The 21,796-nt window shown below is 69.2% G+C and carries 21 protein-coding genes; 8 read left to right on the top strand and 13 right to left on the bottom strand.

The window, feature by feature from the left end; all coding sequences use genetic code 11:
* Positions 1-75: 75 nt before the first annotated feature.
* Both JW364_RS04880 and hpxO read left to right on the top strand, forming a co-directional pair.
* Positions 76-702, top strand: a complete 627-nt coding sequence (locus JW364_RS04880; RefSeq protein ID WP_065632656.1) for a TetR/AcrR family transcriptional regulator — start codon at positions 76-78, stop codon at positions 700-702.
* A 109-nt stretch (positions 703-811) separates the two neighbouring features.
* Positions 812-1,969, top strand: a complete 1,158-nt coding sequence (gene hpxO / locus JW364_RS04875; RefSeq protein ID WP_205333466.1) for an FAD-dependent urate hydroxylase HpxO — start codon at positions 812-814, stop codon at positions 1,967-1,969.
* Between the two features lie 23 nt (positions 1,970-1,992).
* Here the strand turns inward: hpxO and eccB are convergent, their stop codons facing one another.
* A complete protein-coding gene (gene eccB, locus JW364_RS04870; protein ID WP_205333465.1) occupies positions 1,993-3,489 on the bottom strand; it encodes a type VII secretion protein EccB in 1,497 nt (498 codons plus the stop codon).
* 224 nt (positions 3,490-3,713) lie between these two features.
* Between eccB and eccE the strand changes: the two genes are divergently transcribed.
* The gene (gene eccE, locus JW364_RS04865) at positions 3,714-5,429 is read left to right on the top strand and encodes a type VII secretion protein EccE (RefSeq protein ID WP_240198660.1); all 1,716 of its coding nucleotides are present in this window, start codon (positions 3,714-3,716) and stop codon (positions 5,427-5,429) included.
* A gap of 10 nt (positions 5,430-5,439) precedes the next feature.
* Here eccE and manA read toward each other — a convergent pair whose 3' ends face one another.
* From manA to JW364_RS04850, 3 genes are all read right to left on the bottom strand, one after another.
* On the bottom strand, positions 5,440-6,726 hold the full coding sequence (manA, locus tag JW364_RS04860) for a mannose-6-phosphate isomerase, class I (RefSeq protein WP_055475904.1): 1,287 nt from the start codon (positions 6,724-6,726) through the stop codon (positions 5,440-5,442).
* Positions 6,723-7,880, bottom strand: a complete 1,158-nt coding sequence (locus tag JW364_RS04855; protein ID WP_058252542.1) for a hypothetical protein — start codon at positions 7,878-7,880, stop codon at positions 6,723-6,725. The genes manA and JW364_RS04855 overlap by 4 nt, the downstream gene beginning before the upstream one ends.
* 89 nt (positions 7,881-7,969) lie before the next feature.
* Entirely contained in the window at positions 7,970-8,479 is a 510-nt protein-coding gene (locus JW364_RS04850) for a DUF3499 domain-containing protein (protein ID WP_171011554.1), read from the bottom strand.
* A gap of 142 nt (positions 8,480-8,621) precedes the next feature.
* Here JW364_RS04850 and JW364_RS04845 point away from each other — a divergent pair, with 142 nt between their 5' ends.
* A complete protein-coding gene (locus tag JW364_RS04845; RefSeq protein WP_058252540.1) occupies positions 8,622-9,143 on the top strand; it encodes a metallopeptidase family protein in 522 nt (173 codons plus the stop codon).
* A gap of 64 nt (positions 9,144-9,207) precedes the next feature.
* Here the strand turns inward: JW364_RS04845 and JW364_RS04840 are convergent, their stop codons facing one another.
* Positions 9,208-9,465, bottom strand: coding sequence for a WhiB family transcriptional regulator (locus JW364_RS04840; RefSeq protein ID WP_171011557.1), 258 nt, complete (start codon positions 9,463-9,465; stop codon positions 9,208-9,210).
* Positions 9,466-10,154: 689 nt separating this feature from the next.
* Here JW364_RS04840 and cofD point away from each other — a divergent pair.
* Genes cofD through JW364_RS04825 form a run of 3 tightly spaced genes read left to right on the top strand, consistent with a single transcriptional unit; the run spans position 10,155 to position 13,137 of the window.
* Positions 10,155-11,192 (top strand): 2-phospho-L-lactate transferase, encoded by a 1,038-nt coding sequence (gene cofD / locus JW364_RS04835; RefSeq protein WP_068972064.1) that lies wholly within the window; start codon positions 10,155-10,157, stop codon positions 11,190-11,192.
* Entirely contained in the window at positions 11,189-12,538 is a 1,350-nt protein-coding gene (locus JW364_RS04830; RefSeq protein WP_058252537.1) for a coenzyme F420-0:L-glutamate ligase, read from the top strand. Before cofD ends, JW364_RS04830 begins: the two co-directional genes overlap by 4 nt.
* Positions 12,535-13,137 (top strand): NUDIX hydrolase, encoded by a 603-nt coding sequence (locus tag JW364_RS04825; protein ID WP_068972063.1) that lies wholly within the window; start codon positions 12,535-12,537, stop codon positions 13,135-13,137. Before JW364_RS04830 ends, JW364_RS04825 begins: the two co-directional genes overlap by 4 nt.
* A gap of 33 nt (positions 13,138-13,170) precedes the next feature.
* Here the strand turns inward: JW364_RS04825 and glgC are convergent, their stop codons facing one another.
* A complete protein-coding gene (gene glgC, locus JW364_RS04820; protein WP_165629808.1) occupies positions 13,171-14,385 on the bottom strand; it encodes a glucose-1-phosphate adenylyltransferase in 1,215 nt (404 codons plus the stop codon).
* 129 nt (positions 14,386-14,514) lie between these two features.
* On the opposite strand from glgC, the gene glgA reads away from it, so the two are divergent.
* Positions 14,515-15,681 carry a glycogen synthase gene (gene glgA / locus JW364_RS04815; protein WP_197282777.1) on the top strand — a complete coding sequence of 389 codons (1,167 nt, stop codon included), beginning with the start codon at positions 14,515-14,517 and terminating at the stop codon, positions 15,679-15,681.
* Here the strand turns inward: glgA and JW364_RS04810 are convergent.
* The 7 genes from JW364_RS04810 to JW364_RS04780 form a co-directional block, all read right to left on the bottom strand.
* Positions 15,660-16,631, bottom strand: a complete 972-nt coding sequence (locus JW364_RS04810) for a putative RNA methyltransferase (protein ID WP_083229464.1) — start codon at positions 16,629-16,631, stop codon at positions 15,660-15,662. The two genes, glgA and JW364_RS04810, sit on opposite strands and share 22 nt — an antisense overlap.
* A gap of 2 nt (positions 16,632-16,633) precedes the next feature.
* Positions 16,634-16,801 carry a DUF3117 domain-containing protein gene (locus tag JW364_RS04805; protein WP_004019232.1) on the bottom strand — a complete coding sequence of 56 codons (168 nt, stop codon included), beginning with the start codon at positions 16,799-16,801 and terminating at the stop codon, positions 16,634-16,636.
* 105 nt (positions 16,802-16,906) lie between these two features.
* Positions 16,907-17,305, bottom strand: coding sequence for a DivIVA domain-containing protein (locus tag JW364_RS04800; protein ID WP_055475940.1), 399 nt, complete (start codon positions 17,303-17,305; stop codon positions 16,907-16,909).
* Positions 17,306-17,443: 138 nt separating this feature from the next.
* Entirely contained in the window at positions 17,444-18,472 is a 1,029-nt protein-coding gene (locus JW364_RS04795) for a glucosyl-3-phosphoglycerate synthase (RefSeq protein WP_055475896.1), read from the bottom strand.
* The gene (gene folP, locus JW364_RS04790; RefSeq protein ID WP_091344402.1) at positions 18,469-19,293 is read right to left on the bottom strand and encodes a dihydropteroate synthase; all 825 of its coding nucleotides are present in this window, start codon (positions 19,291-19,293) and stop codon (positions 18,469-18,471) included. The genes JW364_RS04795 and folP overlap by 4 nt, the downstream gene beginning before the upstream one ends.
* 71 nt (positions 19,294-19,364) lie before the next feature.
* On the bottom strand, positions 19,365-21,170 hold the full coding sequence (locus JW364_RS04785) for a long-chain-acyl-CoA synthetase (protein WP_205334086.1): 1,806 nt from the start codon (positions 21,168-21,170) through the stop codon (positions 19,365-19,367).
* A 55-nt stretch (positions 21,171-21,225) separates the two neighbouring features.
* A complete protein-coding gene (locus JW364_RS04780; protein ID WP_137809034.1) occupies positions 21,226-21,783 on the bottom strand; it encodes a TIGR00730 family Rossman fold protein in 558 nt (185 codons plus the stop codon).
* Between the last annotated feature and the right edge of the window lie 13 nt (positions 21,784-21,796).

Genomic DNA, 21,796 nt, shown 5'->3' with positions numbered 1-21,796 from the left:
ACCTTGTCTACGACATGCTCTAACCGGACCAGGGTCCGATTCATTCCGCATCTGGTCAAGAGTTACGCTCATCACGTGCCAAACGGGCCCGACCACTCCCCACTCCACATCTCTCTCAATTCTTCGGGGACCGAACGTGCCGACGCCGCACGTAACCGGCGTCTGCTGCTGGCTGCCGCCAAGAACCTCATCGATCACCACGGTGCGGCCGCGGTGACGATGGAGGCGGTTGCCCGCGAAGCGGGTGTGGGCAAGGGCACAGTGTTCCGTCGCTTCGGCAGCCGGACCGGGCTCATGCTCGCTCTCCTCGACCACAGCGAGTCCGAGATCCAGCAGGCGTATCTGTCCGGTCCGGAGCCGCTGGGTCCCGGCGCTCCCCCGCTCGACCGACTCCTCGCCTACGGTCGCGCTCGCCTCAAGCTCACCGCCGACCACCTCGACATCCTGCTGGAGGCCGGCGCCGGCGCCGAGGACTTCATGAGTCACCCGGTGGCCCGAACGTCCACCCAGCATGTGCAGATCCTGTTGCGCCAGTTGGGTTTCGACGGCGCGCTGGATTTCCTGGCCCTCACTGTCCAGGCGCCGCTCTCGGCGAGTTCGGTCCGCTACCTGTTGGTGGACGTCGGGCTCGACCTCGAGACGATCACCCATCAGTGGCAGGACATGGTCACCGCGCTCGTCACCGGACACGACCGGTCCTGACCCGTCGGGTCCATCCCGGTCACGACGTCCTCGCGGCGGCGGTCAGGCGGCGAGGTGTCCGGCGTACTCGCCGCGCGCCGCGGCTCGCGGACACCTAGCCTGGGTTCCTGTGAAAGCTGTGATCATCGGCGCCGGTATGGGCGGGACCTCGGCGGGCATCGCGTTGCGACAGCTCGGGCACGAGGTCGAGATATACGAGCAGGTCACCGAGAACCGCCCCGTCGGCGCGGCGATCTCGGTGTGGTCCAACGGGGTCAAGTGCCTGAACCACCTCGGCCTCGAAGCCGAGACCGCCGCGCTGGGCGGCATCGTCGATTCGATGAGCTACATCGACGCATTCACCGGAGAGACGATGTGCCGCTTCAGCATGGCACCGCTCATCGACGAGGTCGGGCAACGTCCGTACCCGATCGCACGCGCCGAACTACAGCTCATGCTCATGAACGCCTTCGGCCACGACGAGATCCGGTTCGGCAAGAAGATGGTCGCCGTCCACGACGGTCCGGACGGCGCCACTGTCGAATTCGCCGACGGCACCACTGCCCAGGGTGATGTCGTCATCGCCGCCGACGGTGCGAGATCGCTTGCCCGCGACCAGGTGCTCGGTCACGCGGTCGAGCGTCGTTACGCGGGGTACGTGAACTTCAACGGACTCGTCCCGATCGACGAGGAGATCGGACCGGCCACCGAATGGACCACCTACGTGGGCGATTCGCGTCGGGTGTCGGTGATGCCGGTGGCGGAAAGCCGATTCTACTTCTTCTTCGACGTGACCATGCCCGAAGGGGTTCCGTTCGAACGTGGAACCGCACGCGAGGTGCTCGCCGAGGAGTTCGCCGGATGGGCGCCCGGCGTCCAGAAGCTCATCGAGACACTGGATCCCGCGACCACCAACCGCGTCGAGATCCTCGACATCGATCCGTTCCACACCTGGGTCCGGGGACGTGTCGCACTACTCGGCGACGCCGCACACAACACGACCCCCGACATCGGGCAGGGTGGTTGTTCGGCGATGGAAGATGCGATCGCCCTGCAGTTCGCCTTCCGTGATCACCCCGACGACCTGCACGCGGCCCTCGCGACCTATGAGGCGTCACGCACCGAACGGGCCGCCGACCTCGTGCTCCGCGCACGCAAGCGCTGCGACGTCACGCACGGCAAGGACCCGGAGGCGACCGCGGCCTGGTACGAGGAACTGCGATCCGAGGACGGCACCAACGTCATCCGGGGGATCGTCGGCAACATCGTCGGCGGCCCGCTCACGTAGGGCCGCGGCGGGAGCGCCGTCGATCATCCGCCGGTCGAGGGTCCTTCGGTGTGCTCCGCGCCGGCGTCGAGTCGTGCGGTCTCCAGGCCGTCGTGCGCGACGAGGGCGTTCTCACGCGAGAGGGTCGGCCCGGGCGCCAGCAGCGACACCACCGACCACGGCGCGCGGGACGGTGAATCCCCGAGCCCGAGGATGCCGCCGGTCTCGAAGTCCGGTACGCCGAACCGCACACCCGAATCGTTGACGTAGAACAGCGATTCGGTACGCGAGCTGTCCGCCTCGTTGCCGGTCACCTGCAGATACTCACCCGAGCCCGGCGGCATGTAGACCGCGTCGAGGTTCGGTCCGGCACCATCGGACGACGTCAGCCGGACCGGCACCGCATCCGACGCGAGCGGCAGTTCGCGCCCCGCGAGCAACGTCGTCTGTGCGCGGGGCTCCCCCGTCCCGCGGGTCCAGGTGCGGCACAGCGTCGGATCGCCGCTCACGTCCAGCAGCGTCGGCGCGACTTCGGGAAAGTCCGAGACGGGTTCCGACTCCAGGGTTCTCAGCGCGGCGAGCTGCCCCGGGGCGACGGTCGTCACCGGAGCTGCGTCGGAGTCGGCCAGCCGCATGAGTTCGGCGGTCGGGGCGCTGATCTCCTGCACTCCGTCGCGCAGGACCAGGTGATAGGACGTCGTGTCGTCGACACCGACCGACTTGACGACACTGCCGACGCTCGCGCCGTCGACTGCCCCGGGCTGGCCGGCGCCCGAGATCGCCGGCACGGCAAGCGGATCGACCAGTGGGAAGGTGTTGAGCAGGCCGGTGGACATCTGCCGGGGCGTGGCCCCCTCGAGGCCGAGGGCCCGCATGACGGGCGCGCTCTCGGTGTCGACAGCGGCACGGACCGGACTCCAGACACCGTCCCGGAACAGCTGATACACCAGGAAGGTCTCGTCGCCGCCGTCGACGAGCACGGCGTCGGCGGGGCGCGCCGTCCCGATCGCGTCACCCAGACGCGGCGTCTCGGCGATGACGGTCTGCTCGATCGACTCGGCCGGCGCCTCCGACACGGTCGACGAATCGCAGACCGTCCAGGTGGAGGAGTCCGGGTGCGCCGACTTCGGCAGTGCCGCCGGCGCACCCGGGATGCCCAACAGGGGTCCGCGCGGGTACGGCTTGAGCTTGTTGTCCCCGACCGAGGTCGGCGACTCCGAGCTGCCCGTCACCAGCCGTGCCGAGGCCAGGTTGAGGACGGGATGCAGGGTGTCCTCGATCAGGACGTAGGTGCTGCCGCTGTTCTTGCTGACGATGATCGTGGCGTCGCCGACGGACCCCTGCGGCCGGATCAGGCCCCAGATTCCACACCCGCCGAGGACCAGCAGACCGAGGACGGTCCCGACCACGAGCGCCTGCAACTGTGAACGCATGGGATCGTGCAACATCCGGACGTCGCGTCGTACCAGCGCGTGCTCGAGCCTCTTGATCAGGAAACGGTAGCCGTTGACCTGGGCTTTGGTCGTCAGCTGACGTGCCACGGCTCCCCCTGTCCGCACCCGGGCCGCGGCGTCGGACCTTCTCCGGCGGCGAGCGGGTTGTGATCTCCTGCGGCATACCCCCTGCCGCGCGGTAGTAGCCTAACCGACAAACATGCCCCTGCCGTGTGGGGCTCCACCGCTTGTGCACACTCTCGGTGGACGGCACACGCCAGTCGGCAGCGGTGATCGAGGGGGTCGCAACCGTGGAGCGGAACAGGCGTGGGATGGCACTGCCCACACTCGTCGTGATCGAGGCGGTGCTGGCACTCGGACTCGTCGTCTGGGTGGTGTCCGGCAGCGTCTGGGGTGCAACCGCACTCGGCGTGGCCGCGGTCGTCTCCGCAGGTCTGGTGCGGGTCGGCGGCCGGCCGTCGGTGTTCGGCCGAATCGTGGCGAATCTGTCGTTCTCCTGGTCGCGGATGCGCCGCGACCACGCCGATCTCGCCCCGGCCCCGTTCGACATCCCGCTGCCCGCCCCCAGCACCCACGCCACCGCACGGCGGACATCGGCTCCGACGACCATCGGCGCGAGGTGGGTCGGCGACACCCTGGTCACCGTCGTCCGGGTGGACCCGGGCAGCCCGGCCGTCACCTACCTGACCCCGGGCCACAGCGAACTCGGCGACGAATCGGGCCAGGTGGTGCCCCTCGGCGTCCTGGCCGAGTGCATCAGTCCCTACGACATCCGGCTCAGCTCCATCGAGGTCATCAGTCACGGTGTGCGCGTGTGGGGTTCGGGCATCGCTCCGGACACCTACGACCGCACCCTGGGCCCGCTGTCGGCGACGGCCCAACGGTCGGTGCTGGTCGTCCTCCGGCTCAATCCCCTCGACTGCGCCGACGCCGTCGCCCGCCGCGGGGGCGGCGCGACCGGTGCACTGCGCACCGCGACGGTGACCACCCGCCGCGTCGCCAAGAGGCTCGCCGAACACGGCTTGTCGACGACCATCCTGTCGGCGGCACAGATCACCGCCATCACGGCGCAGCTCATCGAGGGCGCAAGCCTCGACTCGCTCGCCGAGGAACGCGACTCGGTCGGCGTCGCCGGTCTGCGGATGCGCAGCGCCGCCGTCGAACCGGCCGCCCTGACCGACGTGCTGCGCGGCATCTGGGTCAACTCCGCGGTCTCGACGACCGTCACCGTGAAGTTGTGCCCACGAGTCACCGAGGGCAGGCGTCGCGGCGATCGCACGACGGTCGAGGTGTCCGGGATCGTCCGCGTCAACGAGTTCCCCGCCGCGAGGCGCGCACTCGGTGGATGGCCCGCGGGTCTGATCCCCCTCGACGGCCGCCAGTTCGACGCTCTCGCAGCGAGTCTCCCCATCTCGACGCCGACCCGGCTCGACCGGGCCGTACCCGCACTCACGGGTTCGGAGGCGGAGGCGTTCCTCGCCTCGGCGCGTATCCCGGCAGGCGGTTGCGGCCAGCTCATCGGCGCCGATCACGCCGGCCGCGCGGTCGCCACCCGGCTCGTCGGACCCGGTATCTCCACGGTCTCGGTCGCCGCGGGCATTCACGTCGTGGCCCAGATCGCTCTCCGCGCAGTCGCGGTCGGTGCCGCGGTGCGCGTGCACACCGACCGCCCGCACCGGTGGACCCCGGTGGTCACCGCCGTGGGCGATCCGAGCGCGCTGTCACTCTCGGGCGACCGCACCCCGGCGCGCCCCGGCCCCGGCCTGGTCATCGTCGACGGTGTGGCGCCACCTTCCCCACAACCCGACACCACGCGGATGATCGTCGTCGCACCGGGCCTCGGCGAACCCGCCGACGGCGCCACCGTCGCGCTGCGTCAGAATCCGCGTACGCCACAGGACATCGCACTCGACACCGGCGGGCGGCCGATCCTGGTCACCATGGTCGCGACCCCCGACGAATGGAACCTGATCGGCGGCTACCCCGAACCCGCGGGCACCGCTGCGGCTACTCCGGTCCGGCGCTGACGGACTGACATCATTCGGACGCGGACGCCACCGATGAGGTCGGGTCGGGTTGCGCCGAGACCGCGGCCGGCACCAGCGCGCGGTAGAAGACCGCACGAGCCGACGCCGCGCGGACGATGACGTCCGGGTCGTCGTCGGTGATCCACACCGCCCGTCCGGCCGTCACGGTGAGCGGGTTCCCACCCGCCGGTCGGACCTCCACCGCGCCGCTGAGCACGGCGAGGATCTGCGGGCCCGGCATGTCGAAGCAGATCGACGAGGCGTGGTGGAGGCCCGTCCCGTCGAGTTCGACACGCGACAGCCGGAATTCGGGAGCGGGGGTGAGGTACACGCGCTCGGCGCCGACGGTCCGGATCTGCGGGGTCAGGTCCGAGACATCGACCGGGGTGAAGTCGAGGACGCGCAACAACTCGGGAACGTCGATGTGTTTGGGCGTCAGTCCGCCCCGCAGCACGTTGTCGGAGTTCGCCATGATCTCCACGCCCGTACCGCGGAGGTAGGCGTGCAGGTTGCCCGCGGACAGATAGAGCCCCTGCCCGGGTTCAAGGTGAATGTTGTTGAGCAGCAACGATGCCAGGACACCGGGATCGTTCGGGTAGGCCTCCCCGAGTTCACACACCGTCCGCAGTTCGGCGACGAACTCCGTCTCACCCGCGCTCAGCACGGTGACCGCGCCGGCGAGTACCGCCGGGACCAGCTGACGGAGCAGCGACTCGGGCAGCGTCAGCCACGTCGTGAAGAGCGCCCGCAGCCCCTCCGAGTCCGGCTGCCCCGCGAGCATCCCCAGATAGGGGTCGAGCTCACTGACCTGCAGTGCGCGGAGCAACCGAATGGTGTCCTCCGGTCGACGGAAGCCGGCCAGGGCGTCGAACTGGGTCGTCGCGACGATCAGTTCGGGCTTGTGCCATGGATCGCGGTAGTTGCGGTCGCGGGCTTCGAGCGCGACACCGCGGGCGTTCTCGCGTTCGAATCCTGCCCGGGCCTGTTCGGCGGACGGATGTGCCTGCAGGGACAGCGGTTCCTCGGCGGCGAGCACCTTCAGGAGGAACGGCAGACGCTCGCCGAAGGCCGCCGTGCTTGCCGCGCCGAGCGTACCGATCGGATCCGCGTCGATCACGTCGACGAGATCCTGCTCGATCCCGGCGACATCGACGCACCGAGCCGACCCCGCGGGATGGGACCCGAACCACAGCTCCGCCTCCGGGTGCGCCGACGGCACGGACCTACCCTGCATGGACGCGATCGCGGTCCGCGACCCCCAGGCGTATGGCCGCACCACTCCGTCGATGATCCTCATTGCAACGCGTTCCCAACCAGGCGGAGGTACACCGCCGCCATCTCGACCCGTAGTGCCACGATCAGGAAATCCAGTACATCCCCCGGGCCGTCGGCCACCGGATCCTCACCCGGCGCCGGACGCCGGTCCTCCCACTCGCGGCCGTCCGCGCCCCCGGCGGCCGAAGTCTCTTGCGCACGATCGATTCCGACGAGGAGATCGACCTCGCCGAGACCGGTGATCCGCTGACGCGTGAACCATTCCCGCCGCCCCGTCGAGACGACCTGGACACGCGGCGCGGGAGCTGCCGGCGGTCCGTCGAAGTCGGGGTCGTAGAAGATCGAGTCCGCACTCGGTGCGACATCCGAGCGCGACCCGAGCAACTGCACCATTCGCGAGACGTCCGTGAGTTCGGCTGCGGCGCTGACGATCCCGGAGAGTCCGACGAGCCCGGCGACGGCATGCCGGGCGATGGCCGCGCCGGCCGGGCTGTCCGCCGTCCAGACGGTGGGGCGGCCCCGGACGCGCAGCGCCAGCGATTTGGCGCGATTGTGGAAGGCGTCGCGGGCCGGGTGTCCGGTCGAGGCCTCGTCGTCGAGTGCGTCGGCGAGGTCGTCGAGTGCGGGCACGCTCCCGGTGAACCGGACCTGGGTCAGCGCACCGAACACCGCGAGCAGCGCGGCGGCGAACCCCACGAAGCGGAAGCGGGGTTCGATGTCGAACCGCGGCGCAAGGTTGATCCCGTTGCCGCCCAGCGCATCTCGAAGAGGCCCGGCCACGGGGGCGACCACCACGACCTCGGCCCGCCGGCGTAACGCCCGCGCGGCGGCGTCGGCGAGCGCCATGTCCCCGGCATCGTCGCCGGCGACGATCACGACGTCGAGCGGGCCGATCCACCCGGGCAACACCGGACCACTGACCACCGGGACGTCCACCCGGGCCCCGAGCGTGGCCACCGCGAAGTCGGTCGCCCGATGGGAGACGCCGCTGGAACCGTGGACCACGATGACGCTACGGGGACGCAGGTCCGCGAGCGGGGCGAGCACGCCTTCGCGCACCGCTTCGGCGACGGCGCGCACCTGTGCGCCGGCGAGCGCGACCGCTCTCAGCAAACCGTCGACATCGGCCGAGATCAGCTCCTCGGCGTCGTCGAGGTCGGGGGAACCGGTTCGCATGTCACCAGGGTAGCCAGGTCGCGGAGTCGGCGCGCACGTACTCGGCACAGTGTCTGTGTGGTCCACGCCCCCCGCGCGGTGGTGACCGGTCAGTCGACCGGGTCCGGCAGTACCCGCAGGTGTCCGCGGCGCCCCGGGCGCGGCCGGGTCTGGTGTCGCGGGGCCCCGGCCGGCTGCGACGGTGCATCGACCGGGCCGGCGCGGTGCCGACCCGTCCGACGGTCGTCCACGGCATCGCGATGGGCCTCGACGAACGCGGTGTCCTCGAAGGCGTCGAGGGCGTCGATCGGACTGCGGTCGACGTACCGCGGGCGTCCACCGCCGGCGACGGCTCCGGCTTCCCGAACCGCCTCGGCGAGCGCGGTCAGCTCTTGATCCTCGGCCGGCGGCGCGGAGAATCCCCGCTCGCTGCGCAGCATCTCCCAGCCGCGCGGGACGGTGATCCGGCGGGCGTGATCGTCGCACAGGTCCCACGAGTGCGGCTCCTGCGACGTCGCGAGCGGACCGATCACCGCGGTCGACTCGGCGTAGACGAAGGTCAGGGTAGCCACCGCGGATCGGGCGCAGCCGGGTCGGCAGCACAGTCGGGGAAGCTTCACGTGACGAGATTAGCCCTCGTCGCTCGCAACCGCGTCGGCGACACGCTCACCGGGCGGGCGGCCGGCGAAGACCCGGACCGCCGGAGCAGACACGCAGTGACCGGAGGAGACACGGACTCGTCCGACCTCCTACACTCTCGCCATGCGTATCGACCCGAAGCCGACTCCACGTGGCTCCTCCGGCCTGCCGGAGGCGCGCCGCGGTCGTCGGCGGACGGGTCGTCACCGCGATCGTCGCGGACGGGGACTGCGCTCGCCGTTGCTGCCACAGGGCGTGCCCGCCCACAACAGCCGGTCCGATGAATTCGACGCGGTCGCCCTGGAGGCGTTCGCCGAGATCGACGCGCAGTGGCATGACCAGATCGCCGGACTCGACATCGCCGTCGACGAGATCCCCCGGCTCCTGCCACGTGACCCCGAGACGGTCGAGTGGCCCGACGAGGTGACCGCCGACGGTGCGGTGCCGCTCGCACGGCTGATCCCGGCCGGGATGGATGTGAACGGCGCACCGACGCGGGCGCAGATCATCCTGTTCCGCCGGCCACTGGAGTCCCGGGCCAAGAAGGGCACCGAGTTGCTGGATCTGATCCACGAGGTACTCGTGCAACAGGTGGCGACGCATCTGGGCGTCGACGAAGACACGATCGACCGCGGACCAGAGTGATCCGCGGTCGATGATCGGTGGGGACGACTCCGTCGCGAGCCGTCCGGTCAGATGGTGACGCCGGTCAGATGATGCCGCGCTTGAGACGCCGGCGCTCACGCTCCGACAGGCCGCCCCAGATGCCGAAGCGTTCGTCGTTGTGCAGGGCGTACTCGAGGCATTCGGACTTGACCTCGCAGCCCTGGCAGATCCGCTTGGCCTCACGCGTCGATCCGCCCTTTTCCGGGAAGAACGCCTCGGGGTCGGTCTGCGCACACAGGGCACGGTCCTGCCACTGCTCTTCGACGGCGTCGAAGAGATCGTCGAAGTCGTTGGGCACCAACGAAAGATGACGACGACCCGGCTCGGCCTCGTCGGCGACGGGCCCGTGCGGCGACCCGAAGTCGGTCCCGATACCGATGGCCGACGCGGCGGCGGTGCCGCCGATCATCGAATCATCAACGGGGCCAAGGGTGTTGAATTCGGCGGTGAATTGCGGGCGGTTCTGTGGTTCAAGCGGATTGCCGATCGGGTTTTCCAAAGCCATCGTCGGCGCCTCCTAGCTCGGGATGTTGGTAGTTTCTGCGTCCTCTGCGAACACGGCCTGTGTGCCGCACCCACCACTGTTGCCACACCACTTGTACTACGGATGTGGAAACACCCACATCAGACGTACACAGCGCCCGAGCGACGGCCCGCGAAGTGCCGGAACCGACCCTCACCCGAGTTCGAACATACGATCGAATCCGTTGAAGTCCAGCGGTTTTCGATCCGAAGGTTCTCGATCTCAAACTCGGAATGACACTGATGTGATTACACACGCCCAAGGCGGTCCGGGTCAAGTTGAAGTCAAAGATTCTCTGTTTACCACCAGGATCCGACAACCCTGTGACTCGACACGACATTGACCTCAACCCGACGTGAATGTCACACCGAACCCGGCACGGGTCGAAACCATCCGCACCGCACCGACAGCGCCTGACCGCCGACTCGCACCGCGCACTACAGTGGCGGTGTGAAGGAGTACCTGCTGTGAAGGTGACCGTACTCGTCGGGGGCGTCGGAGGGGCACGATTCCTCCTCGGTCTGCGCGAATTGTTCGGCCCGACGGCGTTCCCGGCCCCCCAGGACGACGCGTCCGGCGCCCCGGCGACCGAGCACGAGATCACCGCCATCGTGAACGTGGGCGACGACGCCTGGATGCACGGCGTCCGCATCTGCCCCGACCTCGACACCTGTATGTACACACTCGGGGGCGGGATCGATCCCGAACGCGGGTGGGGTCGGCGCGACGAATCCTGGCGCGCGAAAGAGGAACTCGCCGCCTACGGGGCCGACCCGGATTGGTTCGGCCTCGGCGATCGCGATCTCGCGACCCACCTCATCCGGACCCAGATGCTCGACGCCGGGTACCGGCTGTCCGACGTCACGGCCGCCCTGTGCCGGCGCTGGGTCCCCGGGGTGCGGCTCCTGCCCGTCACCGACGATCGTCACGAAACCCACGTCGTGGTCGCCAAACCCGACGGCGAGGACGGCGAACGGGTCGCGATCCACTTCCAGGAATGGTGGGTACGCCATCGCGCGCAGATCCCCACCTTCGGCTTCGCGCAGGTCGGTTCGGACGACACGGCGCCGGCACCCGGCGTCCTCGACGCGATCGCCGACGCCGATGTCATCCTCCTCGCGCCGTCGAACCCGGTCGTGAGCATCGGCGCCATCGTCAGTGTTCCCGGGATGCGCAGCGCGCTGCGCCAGACCAGGGCCCCGGTGGTCGGGATCTCACCGGTCATCGACAACCGTCCCCTGCGCGGCATGGCCGACGAATGCCTGTCCGTGATCGAGGTCGAGTCCTCGGCACAGGGGATCGCCGGACACTACGGCGCCCGCAGCGGCAACGGGATTCTCGACGGTTGGCTCATCGCCGACGGCGACCACGCCGCTGTCGACGGCATCGCCGTCGGTACCGCACCGCTGCTCATGACCGACCCCGCGGCCACCGCGCAGATGGTGCGTGCGGCCTGCGCGCTCGTCGACGTACCGCTGCCCGAGACCAACAAGGGCGTGCAGTGACCGCTCGCCCCGACCACCGCGCACCGGGACATCTCGAGATCCGGCCGGTGACCGGCCTGCCCGAGTTCACCGCCGACTCCGACGTCGCGGGCGAGATCCTCGGCGCCGCACCCTGGCTCGAGTCCGGCGACGTGCTGGTGGTCACCAGCAAGATCATCTCCAAGGCCGAAGGGCGGATGGTCGATGCGCCCAGCGATCCCGAGGAGCGGGACGCACTGCGTCGTCGCCTCGTCGACGCCGAATCGGTGCGCGTCCTGGCCCGTAAGAACCGAACCCTGATCACCGAGAACCGTCTCGGCCTGGTGCAGGCCGCGGCCGGGATCGACGGCTCGAATGTGCGCAGCGATCAGCTGGCACTCCTGCCGGAGAACCCCGACCGCAGTGCGGCGTCACTGCGGCGTGCCATCGCCGACGCCGCCGGCCTCGACGTCGCGGTGATCATCACCGACACGATGGGTCGGGCCTGGCGGACCGGACAGACCGACGTTGCCATCGGCGCGGCCGGCATCGCCGTGACCCACCCATACGAGGGCGGCGTCGACGACTACGGGAATCCGTTGATCGTCACCGAGATAGCGGTGGCCGACGAACTCGCCGCCGCGGCAGACCTCGTCAAGGGCAAGCTCGCCGCCGTCCCCGTCGCCGTCGTCCGCGGGTTCGCTCCGGCCGACGACGGCACCACCGCCGCCGACCTCATCCGTCCCTACGACGAGGACCTGTTCCGCCTCGGGACCGAAGAGGCGATCGCACAGGGCCGCCGAGAGGCCATCCGCACCCGGCGTTCGGTGCGCACCTTCGCCGACCGGCCCGTCGACCCGGCGGAGCTGCGCGACGCCCTCGCCGAGGCGCTCACCGCCCCGGCACCCCACCACACACATCCGGTCCGCTTCGTGTGGATGCGTTCCGCCTCGCGACGCCGCGAACTGCTCGACGCGATGACGCGCGACTGGCGCACCGACCTCGAATCGGACTCGAAGACAGCCGAATCCATCGAGAAGCGACTTCGACGCGGGCAGATCCTCTACGACGCCCCGGAACTGGTGATCCCGTTCCTCGTACCCGAGGGCGCCCACGACTACCCCGATGATCGTCGCAACGCCGCCGAGCACACGATGTTCACCGTGGCCGCGGGCGGGGCGGTCGCCACCCTGCTCACCGCGCTGGCGGTCCGCGACATCGGCAGCTGCTGGGTCGGGTCGACCATCTTCGCCGCGCCGACGGTGCGCCGCGTCCTCGATCTGGATTCGAGTTGGGAACCGCTGGGGGCCGTCGCCATCGGACATCCGCTCGAACCGGCCGGGTTGCGCGACCCCGCCCCCACCGCGGAGTGGGTCGTCGAACTGTGACCGCCGAGTCGCTGCACGCCTCCGCCGTCGAGGCCCTGACACGGTGGGAGACACCCGATCCCGCCCAGGACTCCCTGCGTCACGCATATCTCGCGTTCCTCGCCGCGTCCCCGGACGGGTGTCTTCGGGCCTGCGCACCAGGACATCTGACGGGTTCGGCGATCGTCTTCGACGCGACGCGCCGACACGTTCTGCTGACCCTGCACCCCCGCGTCGGGAAGTGGATACAGCTCGGCGGTCACTGCGAACCCTCCGACGATTCCCTCGCCGGCGCGGCGCTGCGCGAGGCGCGAGAAGAGTCGGGCATGCCCGAACTCGTGCTCGACACCGCCGACCCCACGCTCGCCGGTGACGGGATGGTCCACCTCCACACCCACCCGATCACCTGCTCCTTGGGAGTCCCCACCCGCCACCTCGACGTCCGCTACCGGGTGGTCGCCGCCCCGACGCCCGACGGCGAACTCCCCCGCGTCGTATGCAGTGACGAGTCCGTGGACCTCCGCTGGTGGCCGGTCGACGCGCTTCCGGACGACGCCGGAGACGACATCGCGACGCTCATCGACGCGGCCTTGCGGGACGGCGGCTCCCCCGCTCCCTGAGGTGCGAGCGAAGCGAGCCACGAAGGGCCGTCGTCAGACCCGGATGTTCTTCCCTACCGTCACGACACCACCGGCGCTGACGGAGAACCGCTCGCGGTCGGCGCTCACGTCGACACCGAGTTGCTCGCCGTCGCCCACCACGACGTTCTTGTCGAGGATCGCCTTGCGGACGACGGCACCCTTACCGACGCGGACGCCGGGCATCAGCACGCTGCCCTCGACCACCGCGCCGTCTTCGACGATGACGTTCGAGGACAGCACCGAGTTGCGGACCGTGCCCCCGGAGATGATGCAGCCGGATCCCACGACCGAGTCCTCGGCGACCCCGGACTGGACGAACTTGGCGGGCGGCAGGTTGTGGGTCTCGCCGCGGATGGGCCAGCGGCCGTTGTAGAGGTTGAAGATCGGGTGGACCGACACCAGGTCCATGTGCGCCTCGTAGAACGCATCCAGTGTTCCGACGTCGCGCCAGTAACCGGTGTCGCGTTCGGTGGCACCGGGTACCTGGTTGTCCTTGAAGTCGTAGACGAAGGCGGTGTTCCGGCGCACGAAGGCCGGGATGATGTCACCGCCCATGTCGTGGTCGGAGTCCGAGTCGGCGGCGTCGGCGCGCAGCGCGTCGACCAGCGCCTCGGTGGTGAACACGTAGTTGCCCATCGACGCGAACGTCACGTCGGGATCGTCCGGCGTGCCGGGCGGATCGGCCGGCTTCTCCAGGAAGCGGGTGATCTTCCCGCTCTCGTCGGAGTCGATGCAGCCGAAGGCCACCGCCTCCGCTCGGGGCACGCGGATCCCGGCCACCGTGACGTCGGCGCCGGATTCGATGTGCGCGGCCACCATCTGCGACGGATCCATCCGGTACACGTGATCGGCTCCGAAGACGACGATGTACTCGGGTCGTTCGTCGGTGATGAGGTTCATCGACTGGAAGATCGCATCGGCACTGCCGGTGTACCAGCGTGGTCCGAGTCGCTGCTGGGCCGGCACCGGGGTGATGTACTCGCCGTGGAATCCCGACGTCCACCAGGTCTGCGAGATGTGCCGGTCCAGCGAATGCGACTTGTACTGTGTCAGCACGCAAATGCGCTCGTAACCGGCATTGACCAGGTTGGACAGCACGAAGTCGATGAGTCGGTAGGCACCGCCGAAGGGCACCGCAGGTTTGGCGCGGTCCATCGTCAGCGGGTACAGACGCTTGCCTTCGCCGCCTGCGAGGACGATGCCGAGGACGTGCGGCTCAGATCTCACTCCCCCAACTTAACCGCGATCGAAGCCGTCGGCCAGATGACCGGGCGGTCAGTATGCGTGGCGTCGGCCGCGACCGGGGTTTGGCAGCACCGATGGCGATCTGCGCGCGTTGGCACTAGCGTCGAGATCATGCGGGTGGCGATGATGACACGGGAATATCCACCTGAGGTCTACGGTGGCGCCGGGGTCCACGTCACCGAATTGGTCCGGTATCTGCGCGATCTCATCACCGTCGACGTGCACTGCATGGGCGCCGAGCGGGAGACTGCCTCGGTGTACACCCCCGACCCGGGGTTGGCCGGGGCGAATGCGGCGATCACGACGCTGTCGGCCGATCTGCGGATGGTGGTGGGTGCGTCCGGTGCCGATGTCGTGCACTCCCACACCTGGTACACCGGCCTTGCCGGGCACCTGGCGGGACAGCTCTACGACGTGCCGCACGTGCTGACCGCCCACTCGCTCGAACCGTCGCGCCCGTGGAAGGCCGAGCAACTCGGCGGCGGGTACCGGGTGTCGAGCTGGGTGGAACGCAACGCGGTGGAGTACGCCGACGCGGTGATCGCGGTGAGCTCGGGGATGCGCACCGAGATCTGTGACACCTACCCGCGTCTGGACCCTGAGCGTGTCCATGTGGTGCGCAACGGGATCGACACATCTCAATGGTTCCCGGTCGACGATCCGTTCGGACCCGACTCGACGCCGACCGCACTCGGGCTCGACCCGGATCGCCCGATCGCGGCGTTCGTCGGCCGGATCACCCGGCAGAAGGGCGTCGCACATCTGGTGGCCGCGGCGCACCGGTTCGATCCGGACATCCAGCTCGTCCTCTGTGCTGGTGCCCCCGACACGCCGGAGATCGGCGCCGAGATCGAGAGCGCGGTGGGCGAACTCTCCGCCTCGCGTCCCGGCGTCCACTGGGTGCGCGAGATGCTCCCACTCCCCCGCATCCGCGAGATCCTGACCGCGGCAACGGTCTTCGTGTGCCCATCGGTGTACGAACCGCTGGGCATCGTCAACCTCGAGGCGATGGCCTGCGGTACCGCGGTGGTGGCCTCGGCGGTCGGCGGCATTCCCGAGGTGGTGCGCGACAACGTCACCGGCCGCCTCGTGCGGTACGACCCCGTCGATCCGGCGACCTTCGAACACGATCTCGCCGACACGGTGAACGCGGTGGCCTCGGATGCGGCGGCGGCGTCGGCGATGGGGGTGGCCGGCCGCGAACGCGCCGAAGCCGAGTTCTCCTGGGCGTCGATCGCCGAACAGACGCTGGGTGTCTACGAGTCCGTACGGCGTTGAGCGGGTGAGCGTCCGCGGACGGGCCGACACGTGGTCACCACGACCGACACCGTGACCGGCACCCGACCGTCCCCGGCGAAGGCCGCGGCCCGCGAGCGGATGTCGGCCTCGTCGGAGTGAAATGCCGACGGGCCCATGGCGACCAGATCCCCCACGGTCTGCGCGTCGACGTCTGCGGAGTACCGGACAGGTGACTCGTCGACCAATTCGAAGCCCGCGTCGAGCGAGGCACGGAGGCGCTCGGATTTGGCCTCGTCGACACGCAGCATCGCCATCGGCTCGATGAGTTCGCCGAGGTGGTCGGGCCCCGGACTCACGATGATCAGTGCGCCATCAGGGGCCAGTACGCGGGCGAACTCGCTCGCGTTGCGCGGCGCGAACACCGAGAGCACCACCGCGACAGCGTCATCGACGACGGGCAGGCCGCGCCAGACGTCGGCGACGACGGCAGCGAGGGGTCGGGGTCCCCGCGCCATGGCCCGCGCGCAGTACTTCGAGAGGTCCAGGCCGATTCCGGCGGCCGAGGACCGTCCGTCACCGCCGGGCACCCCACTCGCCTCGACCGCGGTGCGAAGATAGTGTCCGCCACCGGCCCCCGCGTCGAGGATCACCGGCCGGTCGTGTCCACCCGTGACCTCGGCCGCGCGGCCGGCGACGAAATCGACCACGGGGAGCAGGAAACCGGAGTCGTGCACGCGGGCTCGGGCGGCCACCATGGCTGCGGTGTCGGCGCGCAGCGCGCCGGACCGGCCGTCGAGCAGTGAGACATAGCCCTGACGGGCGAGGTCGAAAGAATGCGCCTGCGGACAGCGCAGCGACGCGCCGTCGGCCGACAGGCGCCCGGTACACACCGGGCAGCGCAGGATCTCGAGTACCGAAGTGAGGCCATGCGCCCGGTGCGGGGTCGGTGGGTCCGCCCGGGCCTCATGGGAACTACCCTCGTGGGGCATGTTCAGCCGGTTACCCCGCGGAGTTCCTCGCCCAGCGCGGCTGCTTCGTCGGCGGTCAGCTCGACGACCAGTCGACCTCCACCTTCGATCGGAATCCGGACAACGATTCCACGCCCTTCTTTGGCCGCTTCGAGGGGGCCGTCCCCAGTACGTGGCTTCATTGCCGCCATTCTCAAGCTCCCTTCAAGGTCCCTGCTCCGAACATGATACGTGCCCGGGTCGCACACGATTGTCAGTGCGCGACACGCGCGCCGCGCGGTCTCGACGTACAGCCCCTACTGGGGGGTGCTCGGCGGGCCGGACCGCCCGGCGTCCACGCCGCCGTTCCCGGTGATACCAGCGGCGGGATCGTCCGGAGCCGCGCCCGCTTCCGCCCCGGGCACCGACTCCCGTTCGCGCAGACGCGTGATCACCGACCGCAGGTCGTCGACCTCACGCGCGAGACGTGCCAGCGCCCAGTCGACTTCGGCCTGCTTGTAACCACGCGGGGTCTGGGCGAAGCGCAACGCACGCACGTCGTCACCGGTGATGCCCACCGACGGCAACCGGGTGAGCGTGGTGTCGGGCTCGACCGGCGGCAGATCTTCTCCGCGTCCGAACACGAACCAGACGACAGCGAACACGATCGCGACGACGAGTCCCATGATCAGCAGGTACAGCAGCAGCGTCTGCATGCGTTCCATCCTGGCAGAAGCGCCCGGACGACGGCCCGGCACAGCACCGACCCGGCGACGGCCACCCGCGTCAGGGCGGGCGGCGTCGCCGGGTCGGGGCCGGGTTCATCAGGTCCGGCCCATCAGGTCCGGAGCCGCCTAGGAGGCCATCTCCTCGGCCTTGGGGGTCAGGGCGCGCACGGTGTTCATCGGCGGACGATCCTCGAGATAGACCTCGGTGGTGTGCGGCGTGAAGGAGCCGTCGGGTTCGGCGGTGAACTGGGTGAGCCCGACGCCCGAGTCCTCGATGCCGCAGCGGCGCATCAGGGTTCCGACGATCTGGCGGCTCATGACCCCCAATTCCACCAGCGGGCGGTTGCGATGGGTTCGGACCCCGAGGTTGACCTGACCGATCCCGGCCAGGCCGTACCGGTCATAGGTGTCGATGAGAAGGCCGATCTCGACCCCGTAGCCCGGCGCGAACGGCACCGACGAGAGCAACTCGCGGGTGCCGGCGTACTCGCCGCCGAGTGGCTGGAGGACCGCGGTGAGATCCGGCTTCTGGGATGCCAGGAGGGGGCGTGCCACGAGCTCGGTCACGCGTCCGCCACCGTTCGCGTCGTGCGTACCGCCCGTGCGCAGCGGGCGCCGGTAGTAGCCCTTCACGAGCTGGATCTCGGGGTTCAGCAGGAGCGGACCGAGCATCTTGGGCACGAACATCGGGTCCGGGTCGATGAGGTCGGAATCGACGAATGCGATGATGTCGCCGGTCGCCACGGCGACCGAACGCCACAGCACCTCACCCTTGCCCTTGACCGGGTCCAGCTCGGGTACCGCCTCCTCGCGGGAGATCACCTGCGCGCCGGCGGCGAGCGCGCGCTCGGCGGTGGCATCGGTGGACCCGGAGTCCAGCACGATGATCTCGTCGACCAGGGTGCCGTACAGCGGCATGATCGTGGCGATGACGTCGGCGACGGTCTCTTCCTCGTTCAGCGCGGGCAGCACCACCGAGATGGTCCGGCCGTTCTTCGCGTCGACGAGGTCGTCGATCGTCCAGTCCGGCTGCTCCCAGGTGTGGGTTGCCGACCAGCGCTGCTCGGTCCCCGGGGTCTGGGCGACCGTCGGCCACATGGCGGCCTTGTCCCGGCTGACGGTGCTGGGCTTACGTCGCTTCTGCTGCTTGGTCATGCGAGTCCCCTGACTGTTCGGGCGGGTGGTTTCGCTCCCGCGATGGCAGCGACCATGTCGACCACGCGACGAGTGGCAGCGACTTCGTGGACGCGGAAGATCCGGGCGCCTTGGGCGGCGGCCAGACTTGTCGCGGCCAGAGTCCCTTCCAATCGGTGCGCTAGGTCTGTACCCAGAGTCTCCCCTACGAAATCCTTGTTGCTCAGCGCCATCAGGACCGGCCAGCCTGTGTTAACAAGATCTTTCACACCGCGTAACAGAGCCAGCCCGTGGTGAGTGTTCTTGCCGAAATCGTGCGTCGGATCGATAACGATCGAGTCTCGACGGACCCCGGCAGCGAGCGCCCGGTCGGCCGCGGAGGTCACCTCCCGGATCACGTCGGCCACGACCGCGTCGACCGAGTCCCCGTATGCGACGCGGTGCGGCCGGGTCCGCACCCGCGCGCCACCCGTGTGCGAGCAGACGATCCCGGCCCCGCGTTCGGCGGCGACGTCGACGACGTCGGGGTCGAATCCCGCCCAGGTGTCGTTGATGAGATCCGCGCCGGCGGCGCAGGCCTGGTCGGCGACCTCGCTGCGCCAGGTGTCGACGCTGATCAGCACGTCCGGATGCCGGTCGCGGATCCAGGCGATCATGCCGACGACCCGGGCGGCCTCGGTCGCGGCGTCGACCTCGCGTCCGGGTCCGGCCTTGACCCCACCGACGTCGATGATGTCGGCACCCTCGGCGACGACCCGGTCGACGTGCGCCTGGGCGGCGGCGTCGTCGAAGCTCGCACCTCGGTCGTAGAACGAATCAGGGGTGCGGTTGACGATCGCCATCACCAACGCGCGGTCGGTCGGCACCCGCCGCCCGCACAGCGTGTCCGATGCCGACGTTTCCGGGTCGGAACTCACCCCTTGGGCACCTTGGCGGCGGCGACGTCGTCGGGGTAGTCGTCGTAGAACTCGGTGTAGCCCTTCTCCTTGCCGAGCAACACGTAGAGCCGTTCGGCCTCGGCGTCGGTGTACCCCTCCTTGCGCAGCTCGACCTTGCGGTTCTTGAAGGTCGAGGTCTGCTCGAAATCGTCGACGATCCGAACGAACAGCGGCACCGCGTACGACGGCAGCGCGTCGTAGAGATGGCGGGCGAACGCGCCCGGGTCGAGGTCGGCGCCCTCGCGCAGCTTGATCGCGATCATCCCGGCGCGACCGTCGGTGCCGGGGACCTCGACGCCGTACGCCACCGACTGGGCGACGGCCTGATAGGAGTCGACCGCCCCCTCGACCTGGGTGGTGGCGACGTTCTCGCCCTTCCAGCGGAAGGTGTCGCCGAGCCGGTCGACGAAGGCGATGTGCGCGAACCCCTGATCGCGGACGAGGTCACCGGAGTTGAAGTAGGAGTCACCGTCCTTGAAGGCGTCGCGGATGATCTTCTTCTCGGTCTCCTCGGAGTCGGTGTAGCCGTCGACGGGCACCCGGTCACTGATCTGGGCGAGCAGCAGGCCGGTACCGCCCCGGCCGACCTTCACGAGCCGGCCGTCGTCGCCGCGCTTGGGGTTACCCTCCTCGTCGTATTCCACGATCTTGTACGGGAGCGGGCAGAAGCCGGCGGTCTTGTCGACGCTGAACGCGTTGACGAATGCGAGGTTGAGTTCGCTGGCCCCGTAGAACTCGACGACGCGGTCGACCCCGAAACGCTCGCGGAACTCGTCCCAGATGTCCGGGCGCATACCGTTGCCGACCACGGTGTGCACGGAATGTTGGCGATCCGTGGGCTTCTCGGGCTGGGCGAGGAGGTAGCGGCACAGCTCGCCGATGTAGCAGAAGGCCGTCGCACGGTTGAGAATCACGTCGTCCCAGAACTTCGACGCCGAGAACGAGCGTCCGATGGCGATGCACGCACCCGAGGCGAGGACCGAGGACAGTGACACCGACAGCGCGTTGTTGTGGTAGAGCGGCAGCGGGACGTACATGGTGTCGCTGTGGCGCAACCGCACCGCGAGACCGCCGATGCCGGACAGGCTCGCCAGCCACCGGTTGTGGCTCATCACGCTGGCCTTCGGCATCCCCGTGGTGCCGGAGGTGAAGATGTAGAACGCCTTGGTCGATGCGGGCAGCTGCTCGGTGACCTCGGGATCGGCTTCCGAGAGTCCCTCGGCCGCGGCGTCGAACGCGGCGAAATCGTAGACGTGTTCGGGCAGGACCGATTCCGGGATCGACTCGAAGGCCTCCGCGCACTCGGGATCGTGGATGAGGACCTTGGCCTCGAGGAGGCCGACGCTGTGCTCGAGCACCTCACCGCGCTGGTTGTAGTTCAGCATCCCGGCGATCGCGCCGAGTTTGACGGTGGCGAGCATCAGCAGCAGGTCGGTCGTGCAGTTCTTGGAGAGCAGCGCCACCACGTCGCCCTTGCCGACGCCGTCTGCGGAAAGTGCTGCGGCGTAACGGTTCACGCGGCGGTTGGCCTCGCCGTAGGTGGTCGTGCGGCCCTCGAACCGGACGAACGGCCGGTCGGGGTGCTCGGCCGCGTGCTTCTGGAAGACCGAACCGATGGTCCGCTTGGCCTCCGGTGGGCGTCGGATGAGCCCCGGCGCGTGCTTGATCATCCCGGTCGCATGTGGCGCCATCTTCACCACGCCGCGAAGGATGTCGGGGATACCGACGGTCTTCTTCACACTCTGCTGCCGACTGTCCTGCTGCTCGACCCCTTGGGACATCTGCCCTCCGCTCTCCCGCTGGCGTTTCGAGTGCCCCGCGCACTCAGGCGCTACCTTACCGGCCGGTAGCAAGGCCTTCCCGTGCCGTCGCCAACTCCACCGCGTCGGCGACCGACCGCGTGACGAGCAGCCGGTCGAGCGATCGTCGGGCGACGAACCCGGTTGTCGACAACTCTCGCAGCCAGTCGAGCAACGGCGCGTAGAAATCGACAGGATCGAGCAGGACGACCGGTTTGTCGTGCATCCCGAGGTAGCCCCCGGTCCAGGTCTCGAAGAGCTCCTCGAGCGTCCCGATCCCGCCCGGGAGGGTGATGAACCCGTCGGCACGCTCGTCCATGAGGCGTTTGCGTTCGCGCATGGTCTCGGTGACCACGAGTTCGCCCGATCCGAGGTCGGCGACCTCGTGCTTCATCAGTGCGCGCGGGATGATGCCGACCGTGTGGCCACCGGCCTCGCGAGCGGCGTTGACCAGCGCGCCCATCATGGAGATGTTCCCGCCACCGGAGACGACCACATGCCCCTGTTCGGCGAGCGTCCGACCCACTTCGGCGGCGAGATCGAGGTAGGGCTGGTCGACGGGACCGGAGGCGCAATAGACGCAGACAGCACTCACCGGGCAATCGTGC

Origin of the sequence: Gordonia sp. BP-119 (assembly GCF_016924115.1) — a bacterium.
Lineage (GTDB): Bacteria > Actinomycetota > Actinomycetes > Mycobacteriales > Mycobacteriaceae > Gordonia > Gordonia hongkongensis.
The sequence above is the reverse complement of the archived record's forward strand: the minus strand, read 5'-3'. Positions and strand labels throughout refer to the sequence as shown.